This is a genomic window from Halomonas sp. DQ26W, from assembly GCF_003339685.1.
Lineage (GTDB): Bacteria > Pseudomonadota > Gammaproteobacteria > Pseudomonadales > Halomonadaceae > Halomonas.
The window spans coordinates 86290-106649 of sequence record NZ_QPKI01000008.1; the positions used below are offsets into that span (position 1 = coordinate 86290).

The window sequence follows — 20360 nt, forward strand, 5'->3', positions numbered from 1 at the left end:
GGGGAAACGCCACCCTGCCCGGTGCAGTGAACGGCAAAAAACCGTACCATGTCACCCCGCTGACAAGGAACGCTCATCATGCTCGACCGCTTGCCACTGTTGATCGGGTTGCGCTATGTACGCGCCAAGCGCCGCAACCACTTCATCTCCTTCATATCGTTGACCTCCATGCTGGGCCTCATGCTCGGCGTGGCGGTGTTGATACTCGTGCTGTCGGTGATGAACGGCTTCGACCACGAGTTGCGCACCCGTATTCTGGGCATGGTGCCCCATGCCAAGATCGAGTCGCGCGCCGGCCTGGTCGAGTGGGAAGCCCTGGCCGAAGAGCTGATGCAGCGCGAGCGGGTGATCGGTGCGGCACCCTTCGTGGAGCAGCAGGGGATGTTCTCATCGGCCGGCCGCAACGAGGGGGCCATGGTCAACGGCATCCATCCCGAATGGGAGGATCGGGTGTCGATCATCGGCCGGCATATGCAGCAGGGCAGCCTTGATGACCTGGCGCCCGGTGAGTGGAATGTGGTGCTAGGCTCCCTGCTGGCCCGGCATCTCGGTGTCGGCGTGGGCGATCGGGTCACGCTGCTGGTACCGGAGGCCTCGATCACCCCGGCGGGGGTCTTTCCACGCCTCAAGCGCTTCACGGTGAGCGGTATCTTCAGCGTCGGCGCCGACCTGGACGCCAACCTGGCCTATGCCAATATCGAGGACATGCAGACGCTTGCCCGCCTGGGCGATGCGGTAGGAGGGCTGCGGTTGGAGCTGGACGATCTCTTTGCCGCTGCCAGCGAGACCCGCGCCATCGTCAACCAGCTCGGCACGGGTTACCGCGGTACCGACTGGACCTTTTCCCACGGCAACTTGTTCCAGGCGATCCAGATGGAGAAGCGCATGATCGCGCTGCTGCTGACCGTGATCATCGCGGTGGCGGCTTTCAATATCGTCTCGACCCTGGTGATGGTGGTCACCGACAAGCATGCCGATATCGCCATCCTGCGGACTATCGGGGCCACGCCCCGCTCGATAATGGGAATCTTTATGGTGCAGGGCATGGCGATAGGGGTCATCGGCATTGCCGTTGGAGTAGGGCTGGGTGTACTGCTGGCGCTGACCATCTCGGATCTAATCGGCTGGGTCGAGTCAGCCCTGGGCATTCAGTTCCTCGACGCCGGTGTCTACTTTATCAGCGACCTGCCGTCACGGCTGCACTGGTCCGACGTGCGCAACATCATCGCCGCCGCATTCGGGCTGACTTTCCTGTCGACGATCTACCCGGCCTGGCGCGCGGCGCGTGTCCAGCCTGCTGAGGTGCTGCGCTATGAATGATCCGGCTACCGTGAAGGAGGGCGACATGAGCCAGGCGGCGAACGCCAAGGGCAGGATAATGCTGGCATGCCATGATCTGACCCGCATCTATCGCGAAGGACCCCAGGATGTCACCGTGCTGGAGGGTCTTGAGCTGGAGGTGCGGGCGGGGGAGCGGGTCGCCATCGTGGGCAGCTCCGGCTCCGGCAAGACGACGCTGCTCAACCTGCTGGGCGGCCTGGACCGCCCGACCCGGGGAGAAGTGCTCATCGCCGATGAATCACTGCTCGACCTGGGCGAGACGGCACTGGGGCGCTTCCGCAATCGGCACATCGGCTTCGTCTACCAGTTCCATCACCTGCTGGCAGAATTCACCGCCCTTGAGAATGCCGCACTGCCGTTGATCGTGCGAGGCCAGAGCAAGAAGGCGGCCGAGTCGCGGGCCAGGGAACTGCTGATAAGGGTAGGCATCGCCGAGCGAGCCGACCACAAGCCGGGTGAGCTTTCTGGTGGCGAGCGTCAGCGGGTCGCCATTGCCCGGGCGTTGGTTACCGATCCTAGCCTGGTTCTGATGGACGAGCCCACCGGGAACCTGGACCAGACCACTGCCGCCAGTATCCTCGCACTGATGGACGAGCTGGCCCGTACCACGGCCTGCGCTTTCGTCATCGTGACCCACGACCCCTCGATGGCTGCGCACCAGGATCGCGTGCTCAAGCTCGATGACGGACGTCTCACGGAGCAGCTCGAGCCCATCTGATACTGACCCGGGTCCCGGCCATGGCCGGGACTCAATCCTCCCGGTCCAGACGCGCCTGTCGGCGCCGCAAGGCGCGCTGTTTCCAGCTGCGTGAAATCTGCCAGCGCCAGACCAGTCGGATGAGCACATTGCCCACGATGGCGAAGACGATGGCGGACACCAGCGAGCCCAGCGCCAGGGCCGGCAAAATGTCGGCCATGCGTTCGGCGATCCAGCGCGTCGAAATGCGCGTCGGTGCCTCACGGACAGGGGAGTTCATCAACCAGGCGCCCAGCCTATAGTTTCCGTAAAAAATCAACGGCATGGTCAGGGGATTGGTAATCCATACGAGCCCTACCGAGAGCGGCAGGTTGCAGCGCAGCACCCAAGCACCGAACGCCGCTACCATCATCTGGAAGGGGATCGGCAGCATGGCACTGAACAGCCCCACGGAGAAGGCATTGGCCACGCTGCGACGCGACAGCGCCCAGAGGGCGGGGTCGCCGATGATATGGCTCACGAAACGCAGCGAGCGCTGGCGTCGGAGCGTTTCGGGGTGAGGCATGTAGCGCTGCAGGAATCGGCGCGGCATGACGGGTTGGCTCGCTGCTTCGGGACCCGGCTATTATCCATGGATGGGTGCTGCCTCGCCATGCTGTGGGTGTGAATTGGGAGGATGGCCGGCCGGGAGCGGTCCAGGGCAAGTCGCGCGGCGTGGCACAGGGGCTGGGACTGGGTAGTGTGGACGGAGATTGACCAGTGTGGACAGGGGCAAGGGAATGCGAGTCGGAATGGCGTTACCGGCTGCCGCGGCAGCCATAACCGGCGTTGGACTGGGGTGGTGGGCGCCTGCGGGCCTGTTTGAACTCTGGAGCTTGGCGCTACTGTTGCTGCTGAACAGAGGCAGCTTGCTAGGAGTAGGGCTGGTTCTGATTGTCGCGATGACGGCGGCACAGGTACTGTCCGCCAGGGCGGCAGAGCTGCCCGCGGGCCTGCTGCGTGTTGACCTGATGGTGGAGGGACGGCTCGAGTCTGTCGAGGATGACGGCCGGCTGACGCGGCTGTTGGTGCGTGTCGACGACTGTCGGCCCCTGGTGGCGAAAAGCCTGCCCTGTGACCGCTTGCGCCGCGTGCGCCTCAGCCATTTCCAGGCCCCCGACATGGCACCGGGCGAGCGTTGGGCACTGACCGTTCGGCTGCGCCCGCCCGGCGGTTTTGCCAACCCCGGCACGTTCGACTACCAGGGCTGGCTGTGGCGCGAGGGAATTCAGGCCACCGGCTACGTACGCAGCGAGCCGCCGGCTGAGCGCCTGGAGCCAGCGGGTGCCTCTCCACGGCGACTGGCGCTGGCTCATCTCGAAGCACAGCAGCTGCCTCCCCTGACGACGCGCTGGCTGGCTGCGTTGACGTTGGGTGCCGGTGAACAGCTGACCCGGGACGATTGGGATCTGCTCAATGCCAGCGGTACTACCCACCTGATGGTGATTTCGGGGCTGCATGTGGGCCTCGTAGCCACCTTTACTCTGCTGATGGCGCGGGGGCTCGCGCGGCTGGTCGCTCCCGGTAGCTGGCGGCTGGCGGTCTGGCCCTGGTGGTTGGCCGGCATGGTGGCCATCGGCTACGCCTGGCTGGCAGGGCTTCAACCGCCTGCCATGCGGGCCATGATCATGACCCTGATCGGGCTCTGGGTGGCGAGCGGCCGGCATGCGCCGGGGCCGTGGCAGGCCTGGTGGCTGGCCCTGGGCCTGGTCGTGCTGGTCGACCCGCTATCGGTATGGCGCCCCGGGTTATGGCTGTCGTTCGTCGCCGTGGCGCTGCTGATCGTGATCTGGCAAGGGCGGGTTCGGCCTTCAGGCACCCGGGACTGGGCTTGGGCACTACTGCGCACCCAACTGCTGCTGGCGCCGCTGATGGCGGCAGCGGTACTACTCGCCTTCGCCCGGCTGGCCCCCGCCACTCCGCTGGTTAACCTGGTAGCGGTGCCGCTCGTCAGTTCTCTGCTTGTCCCGCTGGGACTGCTGGGCTGGCTGCTCACCCCGGTACCGGCGCTCTCCCAGCTCTGCTGGTGGCTCTTCGAGCGCATTGCCCTGGCACTGATCGCCCTGCTGGAGCTCGCGGTGGCTTGGCTGCCGCTATGGTGGCCTCCGCCTGCGCTGACCGTTCCATTGGCACTCATGCTGGGACTGATCGCCCTGTTATGGGCACTCCCGGGGCTGGCAGCGACGCTGCGTATCGGCGGCAGCCTGCTGCTGGTGCCGGCGATGCTGGGGCTGACCGAGCCAAGCCAGGAGCCCGGCACACTGCGGGTGCGTGTGCAGGATGTGGGCCAAGGCCAGCTGGTTGAGCTGCGCAGCGCCAACTACCGCATGCTGTATGATGCCGGGCCGCGTTTTGCATCCGGCTTCGTACCGCTGGCCGCGCTGTGGCCCCCGGGGCAAGGCTTCGATATCGTCATGGTTAGCCATGACGATATCGACCATGCCGGCGGGGTGTCATTTCTGGCGGAGGAGCACCATGTGGCAGAGTTTCTTGCGCCGCCGGGTGAGTCGGTCGGCGTTCCCTTCACTCCTTGTCTCAGGGGACAGAGTTGGCAGCGCGATGGCGTGACGTACCGGGTGCTTTGGCCGCCCGAAGACACCGTCGAGCTTTCCAGCAACGATCGCTCCTGTGTGCTGGAGGTGATGGTCGGACAACAGCGGCTATTGATCACCGGGGATGTCGGTCGCGAGGTAGAACGCGCTTTCCTGCTCGATGTGTCGGGTCCGGTCACGGCATTGGTGGCGGGGCATCACGGCAGCCAAACCAGTTCCGGCCCGCAACTGGTCCAGACCCTGGTGCCTCAGCACGTGATCTACAGTGCCGGTCGTCATAACGCCTTTGGTCACCCTCACGATGACGTGGTGCGACGCTTTCGACGAGCGGGTAGCTGCCAGTGGAGTACCGCCCTGGATGGCGCCGTGACCCTGTGGCTCGGAAACGCTGAGCAATCCCGCTTTCGACCTGCCCGCATCATGCCTTGGCGCCGCAGCGGTGTCGAAGGTGGGTGCCATGCGGTAGAATCGCCCCACTGACCGCTGCCGTCGTGGCCGAGTAAGGAGGGGGTTGGATGAACATGATGGATGCGCTTGTCGCCGGGGGCTGGTTGATGATTCCGCTGCTGGGCTGTTCGCTGCTGGCAACGGTGATCATCATCGAGCGCCTGTGGACCCTGCGCGCCAAACGCATTGCGCCCTATGGTCTGGGGCAGGAGGTTTGCTCCCTGGTGTCCCGTGGCCAGGTCAACCTCTACTGGCTCGAGGGGCACTCGCCGCTGGGGGGGGTGCTGGCCGCCGGGTTGCGCAATGCCCGCCTGGGTCATGAACAGGTGCGTGCCCGCCTTCAGGAGGCCGCTACCGCCGTGATTCATGACATGGAGCGCTTCCTCAGTCCTCTCGGGACCATTGCCGCCATCACGCCCTTGATTGGCCTGCTTGGCACCGTGGTGGGCATGATCGAGGTATTTTCGGTCATCGTTGCCGGTGACGGGGCAAGCCGAACCGCCGATCTGGCCGGCGGTATCTCCCGCGCCCTGGTGACCACGGCGGCGGGCCTCACCGTGGCCATTCCTGCGCTGATGTTTCATCGCTACTTTCAGCGTCGGGTCGAGGATATTACGGTGCGCATGGAAGAGCAGGCCAGCCAGGTGGTCGAATTCATCGCCCACTACCAGGGCAACGTGAGCCTGGCCGATGGCGGTGAGGGCGAGCGTGTCGAGGCCGATGGTCGTCTCGCGCCGGAGGTCAAGCGGTCGTGAGATTTGCGCGCCGTCGCCGTGACCCAGTGGAGGTCAACCTCACCCCGCTGATAGACGTCGTGTTTCTGCTGCTGATCTTTTTCATGGTCTCCACGACCTTCGAAACCCGCCAGGCACTGGAGCTTGAGCTACCCGAGAGCGTGGCAGGCGTCGACCTGGAGATGTCGCCGGTAACTCTGGTCGTCACCGAGCAGGGGCGCTATCGGCTGGGAGAACGCGAATTGAGTGCCTCTGAGCTAGGCGAGGCGCTGGCCGCCGAAGCGGAGCAGGCACGCCTACACGGCATGGTGCTGGAAGCCGACGCAAGGGCCGTGCACGCGGACGTGGTGCGGGCATTGGACCAGGCGGGCATGCTGGGCATCCGTCAGGTGCGAATAGCGACCCGTGAGCCACAGGCTACATCTACCCAAGCGGAGACACCGTGACTCGACCCGGTACCCAACATTCGGGCTGGACGCTCTACAAGCGCCTGCTGGGCTATGTGAAACCCCATTGGGTTTCCTTTGCCCTGGCCATCGTCGGTTATACGATTTACGCTGCGTCCAGTACCGCCCTGGCGGAGATGATGAAGCGCCTGATCGATGGCATCCAGAGCCCAGACGCCGCCTTTCGCCTATTCCTGCCGCTGTTCGTGGTCGGCATGTTCGCTGCCCGGGGGCTGGGCACCTTCCTCGGCACCTATTTCATGAGCAACGTGGCGCGCAACGTGGTGCACGCACTGCGCTGCGACGTCTTCAATCACATGCTGCATCTGCCGGGCCGCTTCTTCGATTCTCACTCTAGTGGCCATCTCATATCCCGGGTCACCTATCACGTCGAGCAGGTCACCGGCGCGGCGACCAAGGCTGTTACCATAGTTCTGCGCGAAGGCCTGTTCGTCATCGGCCTGGTGAGCTACCTGATGTGGACCAACTGGATGCTGACGCTGCTCTTCCTGACGGTCACCCCCCTGATCGCGGGGGTTGTCAGCTATGCCAGCAAGCGCTTCCGGCGCATTTCACAGCGTATCCAACACTCCATGGGCGATGTCACCCATGTGGCCTCTGAGGCCCTGTCCGGCTATCGCGTGGTGCGAACCCACGGTGCCGAGGAGTACGAGAAGGCCCGCTTCGCCGAGGCCAGCGATTACAACCGCCAGCAGAGCATGAAGGAGGCGTTGACCAAGGCCATCAGTACCCCGATCATCCAGCTGTTGGTGGCCCTGTCGCTGGCGGTACTGGTTTGGCTAGCGATGTCGCCGGCGCTGCTCGACGACATGACACCCGGCGAGTTCGTCGCCTTCATCACCGCCGCTTCGCTGATGGCCAAGCCGGTTCGACAGCTCACCGAGGTCAACAGCGAGATCCAGAAGGGCATCGCTGCCGCGGCTGAACTGTTCGGGCTGCTCGAAGTGCCCGTCGAACGCGATGAAGGCACCCGTGAGCCGGGCCGGCTCGAGGGTCGGGTGGAACTGCAGGATGTGCACTTCCGTTATGGTGACGATGAGCCCGAGGTGCTCAAGGGCATCGATGTGACGGTCCAGGCTGGTGAGATGATCGCCATCGTGGGGCGCTCCGGAAGCGGTAAGTCGACCCTGGTGGGGCTATTGCCGCGCTTCTATCGTCCCTCTGCGGGACGCGTGCTGATCGACGGCGTGCCCATCGACGAATACCGCCTGGCGCCACTGCGCCGCCAGATCGCCCTGGTGTCTCAGCAGGTCACCCTGTTCAATGCCAGCATCGCCGACAATATCGCCTATGGCGTGGCGGATGCCGACCCGGCCGCCATCGAGGCCGCCGCTCGGGCGGCCCATGCCCATGAATTCATCGAACCGCTGTCGCAGGGTTATGACACCGTGGTGGGCGACAACGGCGTCATGCTCTCCGGCGGGCAGCGTCAGCGACTGGCTATCGCCCGGGCGATCTTCAAGGATGCCCCTCTGCTGATTCTCGACGAAGCCACGTCGGCGCTGGACACCGAGTCGGAGCGCTATATCCAGCAGGCACTGGAAACGGTATGCCGCGGCCGGACCACCCTGGTCATCGCTCATCGGCTCTCCACCATCGAGCGGGCCGATCGAATTCTGGTCATGGAACAGGGCCGCATCGTCGAGCAGGGTTCCCACGCCGAGCTGCTGGCCCGTGACGGTGCCTATGCGGCCCTTCATCGACTGCAGTTCCAGGAGTCCACGGTTCCATGAAGGGTGGGCTGGCAGGGCGCTGGCTGAACGCCGCCTATGGGGGCTCCGCCTGGCTCCGCCTGCTGCGGCCGCTGGAATACCTCTACCGTCTGGTAGTGGCGCGCCGGGTTGCCGCCTATCGTAGTGGAAGGCGAGGGATATGGAGGGCCGGGGTGCCGGTGATCGTGGTCGGCAATCTGACCCTGGGCGGTACCGGCAAGTCGCCGATGGTGGCCTGGCTGGGGCGGCACCTGGCCGAGCGGGGCTGGCGCCCGGGAATTGTCTCGCGGGGCTATGGTGGCAGCGCCACCGACTACCCGCTGCGCGTGACTGAGACGACACCGGTCGAACGCTGCGGGGACGAGCCGCGCATGCTGGCCCGCCAGACCGGGCTGCCCGTGGTCGTGGATCCCGATCGTCCGCGTGGCGCCAGGGCGCTGATTGAGGCGGGGTGCGATATCCTGATCAGTGACGATGGCTTGCAGCACCTGGCGCTGGGTCGCGACCTGGAGCTGGTCGTCGTCGATGGCCGGCGTGGCTTCGGCAACGGGCGCTGCCTGCCTGCCGGCCCGCTGCGCGAGCCGCTGGCCCGACTGCATGAGGTGGATGCGGTGCTGGTAAACGGTCCCCCATCCTTTGATATGCCCGGGAGAGGTTGGACCTTTCGGCTGGCGCCCCTGCAATGGCGTGCACTGCAGGATGGCTCATGCTTTCCGCTCCTGCCGCTGCCATTCTCGGGACCGGTCCATGCGGTGGCGGGTATCGGCAATCCGAACCGGTTCTTCGCTACCCTGGCTGAGATGGGGATAGAGGCCCGGCCTCATGCCCTAGCCGACCATCACCACTTCACCGCCGGGGATCTTGCCTTCGACGACGGGCTACCGGTGGTGATGACGGCCAAGGATGCCGAGAAATGCCAGGGGCTAGCGTCGGCCGATAGCTGGGTGCTGGACGTGGAAGCGCAACCCGACGCTGGATTCGCAGCATGGCTGGACTCCCGGCTGGAAGCGCTGCGATAACCTTATACAACACCGTGGCCACTGTCTGGCGGCGGTCACCGATCACTGCGGAGGTGCAAGATGGACAAGGAACTGCTGGCGATGCTGGTCTGCCCGTTGTGCAAGGGCAAGCTCAAGTACTATCGTGACGCCCAGGAGCTGCGCTGTCTCTATGATGGCCTGGCCTATCCGATTCGCGATGGTATCCCGGTCATGCTGCCCGAAGAGGCGCGCCATATGGACGCCGACGAGAAGCTGCCAACATCACCCGGGCGCATGGGAGGCGCTGATGGGGGGCGCTGATAATGCGTTCATTGTCGTGATCCCGGCCCGCTTCGGTGCGTCGCGCCTGCCGGGCAAGCCACTGCTCGACATCGCCGGGGAGCCCATGGTCGTGCACGTCTGGCGCCGTGCCTGTGAGAGTGCCGCCCAGCGGGTGGTCGTGGCGACAGACGATGCACGTATCCGCGAAGCCTTGGTTCCCTTCGGTGCCGAGGTTGTGATGACGCGGGTCGACCACCCCTCCGGCACCGACCGGCTCGCAGAGGTGGCCGAGCGGCTGGGCCTTGCCGACGAGGCGGTACTGGTCAACGTCCAGGGCGACGAGCCGCTAATCCCGCCACAGCTGATCGACCAGGTGGCGGCGCGGCTCTTCGACGACCCCGAGGCCTCCATTGCGACCCTGGCGGAGCCGATTGCCGATGTGGAGTCGCTGTTCAATCCCAATGTGGTCAAGGTGGTGCGAGCCCTCTCCGGGCGGGCACTCTACTTCTCCCGGGCGCCCATCCCCTGGGATCGCCAGGCGTTCGCGTCGCGCCCCGACTGGCTCGAGACCGACGGTTGGCTACGCCATATCGGCCTGTACGCCTATCGTGCCGGTTTCCTGGCACAGTACGGTGACTGGACGCCGTCTCCCCTGGAGCAGCTCGAGCAGCTCGAGCAACTGAGGGCGCTGCATCACGGCCATGCCATCCAGGTCGCCCTGGCGGCGTTGCCCAATCCTCCCGGCGTGGACACCGTCGAGGACCTTGAGCGTGTCAGGGCGCTACTGGCCCGCAGTCACTGAGGAGACCACCATGCGCGTACTGTTTGTCTGCCTTGGCAATATCTGCCGTTCCCCCACCGCCGAAGGCGTCTTTCGCCAGCAGTTGGAAGCCGCCGGCCTGTCCGAACGGGTCGAGGTCGACTCCTGCGGCATCGCTGCCTGGCACGTGGGCAAGGCCCCCGATCCCCGGGCGCATGAAGCCGCCATGCAGCGGGGCGTCGACCTGGGCAGCCTGCGGGCTCGCCAGCTTGCGGCAGGCGACTTCCTTCGCTGCGACTACCTGCTGGCCATGGACCGGGCCAACCTGTCGGCGCTGCACGAGCAGCGCCCCGCCGACTGCCGGGCCCATGTGGGGCTGTTTCTTGACTTCGCCGGCCATGCCGGGCGCGAGGTGCCCGATCCCTACTACGGGGGCGAGCAGGGCTTCGAGGAGGTGCTGGACCTGGTCGATGCGGCTTCCAGGGGGCTGATCGAGGAGATTCGCCAGCGACTCGAGGCGCAGCCGTCTTGAGCGGTGAGATCCTGACCGACCATGACCTGAGTCGCGTCAACACCCTGGGGCTGCCCTGTGTCGCCGAAGCCTTCGCGGCACCGCACCGCGTTCATGCGCTGCAGGAGCTCCTGATACAGGCCGCGCAGCAGGACGCGCCGGTGACGTTACTGGGCGGTGGCAGCAATCTGATCCTGCCGGAGCGGCTGCCCGGGCTGGTGTTGCAGCCGGCCCTGGATGACTGGTGGCTGGAGGAGACGCCGGACCAGGTGCTGGTGCACGCCGGGGCCGGGGTCAACTGGCATGCGCTGGTCATGGCCCTGGCCGCTGATGGGCTATGGGGCATCGAGAACCTGGCGCTGATCCCGGGGCACTGTGGCGCCGCACCGATCCAGAATATCGGCGCCTATGGCGTGGAGCTCTGCGATGTGCTGGAGGCCGTGCACCTGATCCATATGGACGACGCTCGTGAACAGGTGTTGACGCCAGGGGAGTGCGCCTTCGGATATCGCGACAGCATCTTCAAGCATGAGCTCGCGGGTAGGGTGGTGATCACTCGCCTGGTGCTCCGACTCTCCCGAACGCCGCGCCCGCGGCTCGAGTATGGCGACCTGGCCAGCCGGGTCGGCGACGCTCCGACGGCTCTGCAGGTGGCAGAGGCCGTCTGCGCGGTACGCCGCGAGAAGCTGCCCGATCCGGCACTGCTCGGAAACGCCGGCAGCTTCTTCAAGAACCCCCTGGTGAGCCGGGAGGCAGCCGATCGACTGCTGACGGCCTATCCGGAATTGCCGCACTTCACCCAGCCGGATGGTCGTATCAAGCTGGCGGCCGGCTGGCTGATCGAACGCTGTGGCCTCAAGGGCTGGCGGCAAGGCCACTTCGGCGTACACGATCGCCAGGCCCTGGTGCTGGTCCACTTCGGTGGCGGTAGCGCCGCCGAGCTGCTGGACTTTGCCGCAGCGGTGGCCGGCCAGGTGGCCGAGCGTTTCGGTGTCGAACTCGAACGCGAGCCACGTCTGGCTGGCTGATTGCCACTGACCCTCCATAGTCCGTTATAGACAGTCCGTCATAGACAGTCCGTCGCCGAAAGACAGCCACCGAAACGAAAACGCCCGCGCAAATGCGCGGGCGTTTCCTTTACGGCGGGCCGGGCGTCAGCCCTGCTTGCCATCCTGGGCCTTGGCTTCCTGCTCACGACGGCGGATCTCCCGTGGATCGTTGTGAGCGCGATGGCGACGACGGCGCTGTGCCGGCGTTTCGTCCTTGGGAGCATCCGCATCCGCCACGGCCTCACTGGGCGTGTCAGCAGCCTTTTCAGCCGGCTTCTTGGGCTTGGCCTCCGCCTTTGGGGCCTCGACTGGCTTTTCGACCGGCGTGGGCTGCTCGGCTTTCGGCTGCTCGGCCTTGGCCTCCGCCTTTGGGGCCTCGACTGGCTTTTCGACCGGCGTGGGCTGCTCGGCTTTCGGCTGCTCGGGCTTGGCTTCCGCCTTGGGTGCGTCGTCAGCTTTCTCGGCCGGCTTGGGCGCATCGGCTTTCGGCTGCTCGGGCTTGGCTTCCGCCTTGGGTGCGTCGTCAGCTTTCTCGGCCGGCTTGGGCGCATCGGCTTTCGGCTGCTCGGGCTTGGCTTCCGCCTTGGGTGCGTCGTCAGATTTCTCGGCCGGCTTGGATGCATCGGCAGCTTTCTCGACCGGCGTGGGCGCATCGGCAGCTTTCTCGACCGGCGTGGACGGCTCGGCTTTCGGCTGCGCAGGCTTGGGCTGCTCGGGCTTAACTTCTGCCTTGGGTGCGTCGGCAGCTTTCTCGGCCGGCTTGGGCGCATCGGCCGCTTTCTCGGCCGGCGTGGACGGCTCGGCTTTCGGCTGCTCGGGCTTAACTTCTGCCTTGGGTGCGTCGTCAGCTTTTTCGACCGGCTTGGACGCATCGGTACCTTTCTCTACCGGCTTGGGCTGCTCGGCTGCTGACGGCTCGGGCTGGGCCTGGTCGTCACCCGCCTTGGCGGCTTCGGCCTGCAGACGCTGTTGCTCGGCTTCCGACTGGGGGCTGATGGCATGCTTGCGTGTGCGGTTGCGCGGATTATTGCGCGTCCGCTTCGGCTTGCCATCATCCACCTTGTCGGCTTCGGCCGGCTTGGCGCTTCCAGCCGGTTTTTCCGCGACTTTTTCCAGCGGCTTGTCAGCGCTATCTGGTTTCTGACGTCGGGCTGAGTCGTCACGGCCACGCGAGGGTTGCCGGCTTTCCTGGCGATTCTCTTCCTGCTGCTGAGGCTTTTCCTGCCGGTCTTGCTGCTGAGGCCTCTCTTGCCGGCCCTGGCCGCGACCGCCACGGTTGCCCCGCGCGTCGCCACGACCGGAACCGGCAGGGCTTTCTTGACGATCACTGGCCTGACGCTCACTGGTTTGGCGATCGCCGCGTCCACTTTCCTGCTGGCGACCCTGGCCGCGCTGGCCGCGGGTATCATCACGCCCCTCGGTCCGTTCGTTGCGCGGACGGCGCTGGCGACTGCGGCCATTGCGCTCGCCACGCTCGTCACCGCGGGACTGCGGCTCGGCTGCTGCGGCGGGCTTGCGGGTCGTTTCGCTTTCGGTCTCGGTGGTGTCAGTGGTGCCCAGCCACTTGGTCATGCCTTTCACAAGACGACCCAGCACGCCGGGGCTGCTCGGCAGCGCAGGTGGGGCCGACTGGGGAGCACTTTCCTGCGACGGTTGCTGATGCTGCAGCGACGTCGGAGCGGGTTCGTTATGGATGACCGTCTTCACCGCCGCTTCGGTGCGTAAAACCGGCTTGGCGATGCTGGCGTCCGGCTCCTTGCCCACCTCGGTGTCGACCGAGAGCTCGTAGCTGGACTTCTCCTGCTCGTTATCTTCATCAACGTGGTCATCGCGCAGGCGCTGAACGTCGTAATGAGGCGTATCCATGTCGGGGTTGGGCAACACCAGCACACGCACGTCCTGGCGGCTCTCGATATCGGCCAGCACGGCGCGCTTCTCGTTGAGCAGGTAGGTGGCGACCGGTACAGGCAGGATGGCGCGGATCTGTGCGCTGCGCTCCTTCATGGCCTCTTCTTCGATCAGGCGCATGATTGAGAGCGACAGGGAGCGCACGTCACGGATGGTGCCCTGGCCGTTGCAGCGCGGGCAGACCACGCCGCTGGTTTCGCCCAGGGACGGGCGCAGGCGCTGGCGTGACATTTCCATCAGGCCGAAGCGGGAGATGCGGCCGATCTGCACCCGGGCGCGGTCCAGCTTGAGCGCGTCGCGCATGCGGTTCTCGACTTCCCGCTGGTTGCGTGCGGGGCTCATGTCGATGAAGTCGATCACCACCAGGCCGCCGATATCGCGAAGGCGCAGCTGGCGGGCGATCTCGTCGGCGGCCTCGGAGTTTGTCTGCAGGGCGGTCTCTTCGATATCGCTGCCGCGGGTGGCGCGGGCCGAGTTGATATCGATGGAGACCAGCGCCTCGGTGTGGTCGATGACGATGGAACCGCCGGAGGGCAGCTTCACTTCACGCTCGTAGGCGGTCTCGATCTGCGATTCGATCTGGAAGCGCGAGAACAGCGGGACCTCATCGGCGTAGAGCTTGATCTTCTGCTGGTAGGAGGGCATGACCTGGCGAATGAAGGTCAGCGCTTCCTGATGTACGACCGGGCTGTCGATCAGTACCTCGCCGATATCCTGGCGCAGATAGTCGCGCATGGCGCGAATGATGACGTTCGATTCGCGATAGATCAGGAACGGAGCCGGTCGCTTGACGGCTTCCTCGGTGATTGATTCCCAGACCTGTACCAGGTAGTCGAGATCCCACTGAAGCTCCTCGGGGGAGCGGCCAATGCCGGCGGTGCGTACGATCACGCCCATCCTGTCCGGCACGGTGAGTTCGCCCATGGCCTCCTTGAGCTGGCTGCGCTCGTCGCCCTCTATTCGGCGCGAGATGCCGCCGGCGCGAGGGTTATTGGGCATCAGTACCAGAAAGCGGCCGGCCAGGCTGATGAAGGTGGTGAGTGCTGCGCCCTTGTTTCCGCGCTCCTCCTTGTCGACCTGGACGATGACTTCCTGACCCTCCTTGAGCACCTCCTTGATGCTGGGGCGCCCCGAGGTCTCCTTGAGGAAGTACTCCCGGGAAATTTCCTTGAGGGGAAGGAAGCCATGGCGATCGGCACCGAAGTCGACGAAGGCGGCTTCGAGGGAGGGCTCTACACGGGTAATCTTACCGCGGTAGATATTGGCTTTTTTCTGTTCCCTGGCACCGGATTCGATGTCCAGGTCGTAAAGGCGTTGTCCGTCTACCAGAGCAACCCGCAGTTCTTCAGGCTGGGTTGCATTAATGAGCATCCGTTTCATATTGTCTCGCAAACTGGACGCACCGGTGGGCATCGAAGAAGGCGAACCTCTGGGTGCTGCGTGCTCGTGCTCAGCGCATGTCGCGGATGCACAGTGGCGCCCGATCGTACCGGTACCCACGATGGGCCCAGCACGACATGATCATGTTGAGTACTCGGCGGAGGCAGGACATGTCTCGGTGGGCTATTCCCATCCGGCCCTGCGGTCACCGCCAGACACCTGGCATTCATCGATTCGCCAACGCCGGCCACCGGCACGATGTTGAACGATTCCCGTGGCCACCGCCCGCCAAACTGGCGGGCCGGGATCCGGGCGTGGCGTAACTGCTTGTTTGTCGCTATCCATCGTTAGCGGCGTGTCCGTAGCGATCAGCCGTGCGACTTTCGTCGTGTATCACTTCCGCTCATGACGGGGGCTTTCGCTACGTCTTGCTTGCTACTGTTCTCGTTACTGCTGCGTTCGTTACGTCTGGGTGTCTTGCTGTCGTATCGGTAACACTGGGTCACTCGTCGGCGGCGGGACCGAATCAGCGGGTCGTCGCGGCCTGATTTCGTCGCTCCGGCCTGCGTGTCTGTCGGGCAGGCGCTTATGGGACCGAAGGGATCCATCCGAGCGAGCTGGCAATATAGCAGCAATGGTAATATGCGGCAATTGGCGCAGCGAGTGGCCGAGTAGGCTAGAATGCCGGCTCACAACAGGTTTCGAGCGGGAGTGTCATGACCGAAGGGCGCGACGTACAGTGGGTGGAAGTAGGCGATGGCCAGGTTGGTCAACGAATCGACAACTTCCTTATGACGCGCCTCAAGGGCGTGCCGCGTGCCCTTGTTTATCGCATCGTGCGCAAGGGTGAGGTGCGGGTCAACAAGAAGCGGGTCAAGGTCGATTACCGCCTGGTGATAGGCGATCTGGTGCGCATCCCTCCGCTGCGCCTGACGCCCCGTGAGGCGGTCAGAGAGGTCAGCGACAGCCTGCGCAACCTGCTGGCAGGAAGCGTGTTGGTAGAGGGGCGTGACTGGCTGGTGATCAACAAGCCAGCGGGCCTGGCCGTGCACGGTGGCAGTGGCGTCAAGATCGGCTTGATCGAGGCGTTCCGCCAGGTGCGGGAGGATCTCGACTTTCTGGAACTGGTGCATCGACTGGACCGCGATACCTCTGGTTGCCTGCTGCTCGCCAAGTCGCGGCCGGCGCTGCTGACCCTTAACGATGCGCTCAAGCAGCACAAGATGGACAAGCAGTACCTCGCCCTGGTGGCAGGCCGCTGGCCGGTGAAGCGTGAGTTCGTCAGCGCCCGCCTGGAGCGCTTCGATGCCGGCAACGGCGAGCGGCGGGTAAGGGTCGGCGCCGACGGCAAGGTCTCGCGCACGCGTTTCGCCGTACGCGAGACCTTCCCCAGGGCGACCCTGATCGAGGCGGAGCCGGTTACCGGGCGTACCCATCAGATTCGTGTCCATGCGGCCCATGCCGGCTTCCCGCTGCTGGGCGACGACAAGTATGGCACCCGCGAGGGGGAGGTGCTGTCCCGCAAGCTGGGCTTGTCGCGCCTGTTCCTGCATGCGGCGGCATTGACATTTCCCGAGCCGACCAGTGGGCGGCCGGTGCAGATAAAAGCGCCGTTGCCCAATGGTCTGGAAGCCGTGTTGCAGCGTGCCCGCAAGTTTTCCTGAGCATTGCTACCTACAACTGCTACCTACAATAGCCTTAACCGGAGCCTCGATGCGTTATCGACTGGTGATATTCGACTGGGACGGCACCCTGATGGATTCTGCCGCCCGTATCGTTTCCTGCATGCAGGCGGCATCCCGGGATGCTGGCTGGAGTGAGCTGACCGATGATGCGATACGCGACATCATCGGACTCGGGCTGCCCGAGGCCATCGACCAGCTCTGTCCGGGGATCGATCCCGTGCGGTCGGAGCTTCTGCGCAGTCGCTACGCCTTTCATTTTGTCGAGGGCGACACCACGCCCATGCGCTTCTTTCCCGGGGTCCAGGCGGGTGTCGCGGGCCTGCGTGGCATCAGCGAGCGTCGCCTGGCGGTAGCGACCGGCAAGAGCCGGCGCGGCCTGGATCGCATCTTCCGCGAGAGCGGAAGCGGCGACTGGTTCCATGCCAGCCGTACCGCCGACGAGACGCGCTCCAAGCCGCACCCGCAGATGCTGGAGGAGCTCCTCATCCAGCTGGGCGTCGATGTCGAGGAGGCGGTGATGGTTGGCGACACTGAATATGATCTGGAGATGGCTCGGGCGCTGGGCATGGACCGGATCGCCGTGACCTGGGGGGTGCATGCTCCCGAGCGACTGGCGGCCAGCCGCCCCGTGTTCACTGCTGAAGCGGTGCCGGAGCTGTTTGACTGGTTGAATCGATAACCGGCTGTAAGGAACGCGAGCCATGAGTGATGACAAGCGGGACGACAAGCGGGAAGCGGGGCAGGAGGATCGCTGGACCCAAGGGCCCGAGTTGAGCCCCGAGGAGGCGCGGCGGGCGAGGGAGGCGCAGGCCGCCGCGTCGCCCCCGCCACCGGAGAGTGCCGAGGTCCTGCGTGAGCGTCAGCGGCTGGCTCAGCAGGAAATGCTGGATCGGTGGATCGGTGGCGTGCTGGTGGAGCAGCGTCGTACCCGGCGCTGGAAGCTCTTCTTTCGCTTCTTTTTCGCCGCGCTGATACTGGCGTCGCTGTCGGCTACGCTCTACGGCCTCTTCATTGACCCGGGTGCGCGTGAGCCCGAGCGGCAGCACCTGGGCGTGGTCAAGGTTCACGGTGTCATCGACAGCGAGTCGCCGGCCAGCGCCGAGCGCATCATCAGGGGGCTCAATCGGGCCTGGGAGGCGGAGAGCGCCGCTGCGGTCGTGCTGCACATCGATAGCCCCGGCGGCAGCCCTGTGCAGTCTCAGCGCGTTTTCAACGAGATCCTGCGGCTGCGTGAGCAAGGCGACAAGCCGATCATTGCCGTGATCGAGGACATCGGTGCCAGTGGTGCCTACTACATTGCCGCCGCGGCCGACGAGATCGTGGCGGCGCCGGCCAGCCTGGTGGGGTCGATCGGGGTGATATTCGCCAGCTTTGGCTTCGAGGAAGCCATCGATCATCTGGGCATCGAGCGACGCATCTATGTCAGTGGCGAGAACAAGGGGTTTCTCGATCCGTTCTCGCCGGTGGCGCCTGAAGATCGCGACTTCTGGCAGACGGTCATGGATACCACGCACCAACAGTTTATCGATGCCGTCCAGACGGGGCGTGGTGACCGGCTGGCCGACGATGACAGGCTCTTCAGTGGGTTGATCTGGAATGGCGAACAGGCGCTGGAGCTGGGGCTCGTCGATGACATCAGTAGCCTGGATGCGCTTTCCCACGAGCTATTCGACGAGCTGCGCATCCATGATTATACGCCGCGTCTCGACCCGTTCGAGCGCTTGTCTCGACAGTTCGGTCGCGTCGCCGCCGAGTGGGCCGGCGTGCCGTCTAGCCAGTCGCCGGTACGCTACCAGCTACCATGAATAGCCCAGTGTCTGGAGTCGCCGTTTTCTGGCCACAGGCCTCGGGGTGCCGGGCCATCACGCAGGCGAGGATGCGTCGTGGCATGAGCGTCTTCTGTAGGGTGGGGTCGGATGCAGAGCCTTACGGCCTGGAAGCGTGTCATTGTAACCCGGCGCGAAGGCGTCTTTGACAGGGGGCGGGGGAGTGCCTATCATTGCGCGCCTATGTTGACCTCACGACTTCCCAATAGGGTCGAGCCCTACAAGCTCGCCGCCCGCGCCGAGCGCCTCGAAGGTCTGGTGGCGCTCGATCAGTTCGAGCGTCTCGCCGAGCAGGTTGGTGCGCAGGACGGCGATGTGCAGGTATGGCTCGACTTTGCCATCGACCTCCAGGGGCGCCGTGTGATTCACGGCCGCCTGGAGGCCGAGTTGCAGCTGCCTTGCCGTCGCTGCCTCGAGCCGCTGTCACAGCATGTCGAAAGCGAATTCCTGCTGGGCATGGTCACGAGCGACGCGCTGGCGGCGGAGCTGCCGAGCACCCACGAACCGGTGCTGGTGGAAAACGAACAGCTGAACCTGCTGGAGATGGTCGAGGATGAACTCATTCTCAGCCTGCCCCAGGTGGTTTACCACGACGAGGCCCTGTGTCGGGTCTCGCGCGACCAGCTGAGTAGCGGGGAGGAGGCCGAATCGCCCGAGCCGACTCCCGCGAGTCCCTTTGAGGTGCTGCGTCGTCTCAAGGACAAACCCTGATTCATTTGTCGATTCACTCTGGAGTGATTTCCCATGGCAGTTCAACAGAACCGTAAGACCCGTTCCAAGCGTGGCATGCGTCGTAGCCACGATGCCCTGACCGGCCCGACCCTGTCCCAGGACAAGGAAACCGGTACGACTCATCTGCGCCATCACATTGCTCCCGACGGTTTCTACCGTGGCCGCAAGATCGTCGACGCCTGAGTCGACACCTTGATAGTGATGTTCGGCCGTTGAGCGTGCGAGTCGCCGTCGATGCGATGGGTGGGGATTCGGGCCCATGCGCTGCCGTTCAGGGATCGGCAGCGGCGGTGCTGGCCCGGCCAGGCCTGTCGATCGACCTGTTTGGCCCTCGCGACCTGCTGGAAATCGAGCTAGAGAACCTGCCGCGGCACCTCGCCGCGGCCGGTTCACATTTGTCTGTCCATCATGCCCCCGACATGATCCGCCAGAGCCAACGGCCCACCGATGCACTACGTCGGGGTGGCGATACCAGCATGGCTTTCATGCTGGCGCATCTGTCCCGTGGCGGTGCGGTGGCTGGGGTCAGTTCGGGTAATACCGGTGCGTTGATGGCGTTGGCGCGGCGTGAGTTGGGGACGGTGGCTGATATTCCGCGGCCGGCCATCAGCACGGCTATTCCCACGCGAGGCGAGGGGCGTTGCTACCTGCTGGACCTGGGTGCCAATGTCGATGTCTCTGCTGAGCGGCTGGTTGACTTCGCCCGCATGGGTAGTGTCATGGCGCGACACATAGACGGGCTGGAATCACCCCGGGTGGCGCTGCTCAACGTGGGCAGTGAGGGTACCAAGGGCAGCGCCAGCGTGCGCGAGGCGGATATCTGGCTGAGCGGTATGGTGTCGCTGAACTATTGCGGCTTCGTCGAGGGCGACGGCATTTTCGCTGGCGCTGCCGATGTGGTCGTTTGCGATGGCTTCGTCGGCAATGCGGTGCTCAAGGCAAGTGAAGGCCTGGCACGGATGCTCATCGAGCGCGTGCAGGCGACTTTCGAGGCGCATTGGGGCAGTCGTCTGGTGGGGATGCTTGCCCGGCCGGCGCTGCGGCGATTGAAAAATGACCTGGATCCGGTGCGCTACAACGGTGCCAGCCTGCTGGGGCTCGACGGCATCGTGATCAAGAGCCATGGTGGTGCCGATGCCACTGGCTTCTCCTATGCCGTGCTGCGCGCGGTACAAGAAGTCAGTCGAGGCCTCCCGTCTCAGCTGGCACTTGAGCTGGGCAGCCGGCATGAACGGACTCAATAAGAGCAAAGGTGAAA

Annotated in this window: 19 protein-coding genes; 17 read left to right on the forward strand and 2 right to left on the reverse strand. The window is 64.9% G+C overall.

Annotated features, from left to right (window positions below):
• The first annotated feature begins 78 nt into the window (after positions 1–78).
• The gene (locus DU490_RS06230; protein WP_114573469.1) at positions 79–1320 is read left to right on the forward strand and encodes a lipoprotein-releasing ABC transporter permease subunit; all 1242 of its coding nucleotides are present in this window, start codon (positions 79–81) and stop codon (positions 1318–1320) included.
• Between the two features lie 25 nt (positions 1321–1345).
• Positions 1346–2059, forward strand: coding sequence for an ABC transporter ATP-binding protein (locus DU490_RS06235; RefSeq protein ID WP_258801390.1), 714 nt, complete (start codon positions 1346–1348; stop codon positions 2057–2059).
• 31 nt (positions 2060–2090) lie between these two features.
• Here DU490_RS06235 and DU490_RS06240 read toward each other — a convergent pair whose 3' ends face one another.
• On the reverse strand, positions 2091–2630 hold the full coding sequence (locus DU490_RS06240; RefSeq protein WP_114573471.1) for a DUF2062 domain-containing protein: 540 nt from the start codon (positions 2628–2630) through the stop codon (positions 2091–2093).
• Positions 2631–2829: 199 nt separating this feature from the next.
• Between DU490_RS06240 and DU490_RS06245 the strand changes: the two genes are divergently transcribed.
• Genes DU490_RS06245 through murB form a run of 9 tightly spaced genes read left to right on the forward strand, consistent with a single transcriptional unit; the run spans position 2830 to position 11550 of the window.
• Positions 2830–5109: a DNA internalization-related competence protein ComEC/Rec2 gene (locus DU490_RS06245; protein WP_114573472.1), complete on the forward strand. Its 2280-nt coding sequence runs from the start codon at positions 2830–2832 to the stop codon at positions 5107–5109.
• Between the two features lie 35 nt (positions 5110–5144).
• Positions 5145–5831, forward strand: a complete 687-nt coding sequence (locus DU490_RS06250) for a MotA/TolQ/ExbB proton channel family protein (protein WP_181869983.1) — start codon at positions 5145–5147, stop codon at positions 5829–5831.
• Positions 5828–6256 carry a biopolymer transporter ExbD gene (locus DU490_RS06255; protein WP_114573473.1) on the forward strand — a complete coding sequence of 143 codons (429 nt, stop codon included), beginning with the start codon at positions 5828–5830 and terminating at the stop codon, positions 6254–6256. Before DU490_RS06250 ends, DU490_RS06255 begins: the two co-directional genes overlap by 4 nt.
• The gene (msbA, locus tag DU490_RS06260) at positions 6253–8010 is read left to right on the forward strand and encodes a lipid A export permease/ATP-binding protein MsbA (protein WP_114573474.1); all 1758 of its coding nucleotides are present in this window, start codon (positions 6253–6255) and stop codon (positions 8008–8010) included. Before DU490_RS06255 ends, msbA begins: the two co-directional genes overlap by 4 nt.
• Positions 8007–9008 (forward strand): tetraacyldisaccharide 4'-kinase, encoded by a 1002-nt coding sequence (gene lpxK, locus DU490_RS06265; RefSeq protein WP_114573475.1) that lies wholly within the window; start codon positions 8007–8009, stop codon positions 9006–9008. The genes msbA and lpxK overlap by 4 nt, the downstream gene beginning before the upstream one ends.
• Before the next feature lie 60 nt (positions 9009–9068).
• The gene (locus DU490_RS06270; protein ID WP_114573476.1) at positions 9069–9290 is read left to right on the forward strand and encodes a Trm112 family protein; all 222 of its coding nucleotides are present in this window, start codon (positions 9069–9071) and stop codon (positions 9288–9290) included.
• On the forward strand, positions 9277–10053 hold the full coding sequence (gene kdsB, locus DU490_RS06275) for a 3-deoxy-manno-octulosonate cytidylyltransferase (RefSeq protein WP_114573477.1): 777 nt from the start codon (positions 9277–9279) through the stop codon (positions 10051–10053). Before DU490_RS06270 ends, kdsB begins: the two co-directional genes overlap by 14 nt.
• A gap of 10 nt (positions 10054–10063) precedes the next feature.
• Entirely contained in the window at positions 10064–10543 is a 480-nt protein-coding gene (locus tag DU490_RS06280) for a low molecular weight protein-tyrosine-phosphatase (RefSeq protein WP_114573478.1), read from the forward strand.
• Positions 10540–11550, forward strand: coding sequence for a UDP-N-acetylmuramate dehydrogenase (murB, locus tag DU490_RS06285; RefSeq protein ID WP_114573479.1), 1011 nt, complete (start codon positions 10540–10542; stop codon positions 11548–11550). Before DU490_RS06280 ends, murB begins: the two co-directional genes overlap by 4 nt.
• Positions 11551–11676: 126 nt before the next feature.
• Here the strand turns inward: murB and rne are convergent, their stop codons facing one another.
• A complete protein-coding gene (rne, locus tag DU490_RS06290; RefSeq protein ID WP_114573480.1) occupies positions 11677–14859 on the reverse strand; it encodes a ribonuclease E in 3183 nt (1060 codons plus the stop codon).
• Between the two features lie 716 nt (positions 14860–15575).
• Here rne and DU490_RS06295 point away from each other — a divergent pair.
• The 6 genes from DU490_RS06295 (at position 15576) to plsX (ending at position 20346) form a co-directional block, all read left to right on the forward strand.
• The gene (locus DU490_RS06295) at positions 15576–16523 is read left to right on the forward strand and encodes an RluA family pseudouridine synthase (protein ID WP_114573481.1); all 948 of its coding nucleotides are present in this window, start codon (positions 15576–15578) and stop codon (positions 16521–16523) included.
• A 49-nt stretch (positions 16524–16572) separates the two neighbouring features.
• Positions 16573–17223, forward strand: coding sequence for an HAD family hydrolase (locus tag DU490_RS06300; protein ID WP_114573482.1), 651 nt, complete (start codon positions 16573–16575; stop codon positions 17221–17223).
• A gap of 22 nt (positions 17224–17245) precedes the next feature.
• Positions 17246–18349, forward strand: coding sequence for a signal peptide peptidase SppA (sppA, locus tag DU490_RS06305; protein WP_114573483.1), 1104 nt, complete (start codon positions 17246–17248; stop codon positions 18347–18349).
• 204 nt (positions 18350–18553) lie between these two features.
• Positions 18554–19081 carry a YceD family protein gene (locus tag DU490_RS06310; protein WP_114573484.1) on the forward strand — a complete coding sequence of 176 codons (528 nt, stop codon included), beginning with the start codon at positions 18554–18556 and terminating at the stop codon, positions 19079–19081.
• 33 nt (positions 19082–19114) lie between these two features.
• Positions 19115–19285, forward strand: coding sequence for a 50S ribosomal protein L32 (gene rpmF / locus DU490_RS06315; protein ID WP_114479932.1), 171 nt, complete (start codon positions 19115–19117; stop codon positions 19283–19285).
• A 35-nt stretch (positions 19286–19320) separates the two neighbouring features.
• Positions 19321–20346, forward strand: a complete 1026-nt coding sequence (plsX, locus tag DU490_RS06320) for a phosphate acyltransferase PlsX (RefSeq protein ID WP_114573505.1) — start codon at positions 19321–19323, stop codon at positions 20344–20346.
• Positions 20347–20360: the final 14 nt, after the last annotated feature.

Coding starts and splice junctions, on each gene's coding strand:
- DU490_RS06280 (WP_114573478.1), top strand. CDS start 10,064: ATGCGCGTACTGTTTGTCTGCCTTGGCAATATCTGCCGTTCCCCCACC.
- DU490_RS06300 (WP_114573482.1), top strand. CDS start 16,573: ATGCGTTATCGACTGGTGATATTCGACTGGGACGGCACCCTGATGGAT.
- DU490_RS06310 (WP_114573484.1), top strand. CDS start 18,554: ATGTTGACCTCACGACTTCCCAATAGGGTCGAGCCCTACAAGCTCGCC.
- rpmF (WP_114479932.1), top strand. CDS start 19,115: ATGGCAGTTCAACAGAACCGTAAGACCCGTTCCAAGCGTGGCATGCGT.
- lpxK (WP_114573475.1), top strand. CDS start 8,007: ATGAAGGGTGGGCTGGCAGGGCGCTGGCTGAACGCCGCCTATGGGGGC.
- DU490_RS06245 (WP_114573472.1), top strand. CDS start 2,830: ATGGCGTTACCGGCTGCCGCGGCAGCCATAACCGGCGTTGGACTGGGG.
- DU490_RS06230 (WP_114573469.1), top strand. CDS start 79: ATGCTCGACCGCTTGCCACTGTTGATCGGGTTGCGCTATGTACGCGCC.
- DU490_RS06250 (WP_181869983.1), top strand. CDS start 5,145: ATGAACATGATGGATGCGCTTGTCGCCGGGGGCTGGTTGATGATTCCG.
- DU490_RS06295 (WP_114573481.1), top strand. CDS start 15,576: ATGACCGAAGGGCGCGACGTACAGTGGGTGGAAGTAGGCGATGGCCAG.
- sppA (WP_114573483.1), top strand. CDS start 17,246: ATGAGTGATGACAAGCGGGACGACAAGCGGGAAGCGGGGCAGGAGGAT.
- DU490_RS06235 (WP_258801390.1), top strand. CDS start 1,346: ATGAGCCAGGCGGCGAACGCCAAGGGCAGGATAATGCTGGCATGCCAT.
- kdsB (WP_114573477.1), top strand. CDS start 9,277: ATGGGGGGCGCTGATAATGCGTTCATTGTCGTGATCCCGGCCCGCTTC.
- rne (WP_114573480.1), bottom strand. CDS start 14,859: ATGAAACGGATGCTCATTAATGCAACCCAGCCTGAAGAACTGCGGGTT.
- DU490_RS06270 (WP_114573476.1), top strand. CDS start 9,069: ATGGACAAGGAACTGCTGGCGATGCTGGTCTGCCCGTTGTGCAAGGGC.
- DU490_RS06240 (WP_114573471.1), bottom strand. CDS start 2,630: ATGCCGCGCCGATTCCTGCAGCGCTACATGCCTCACCCCGAAACGCTC.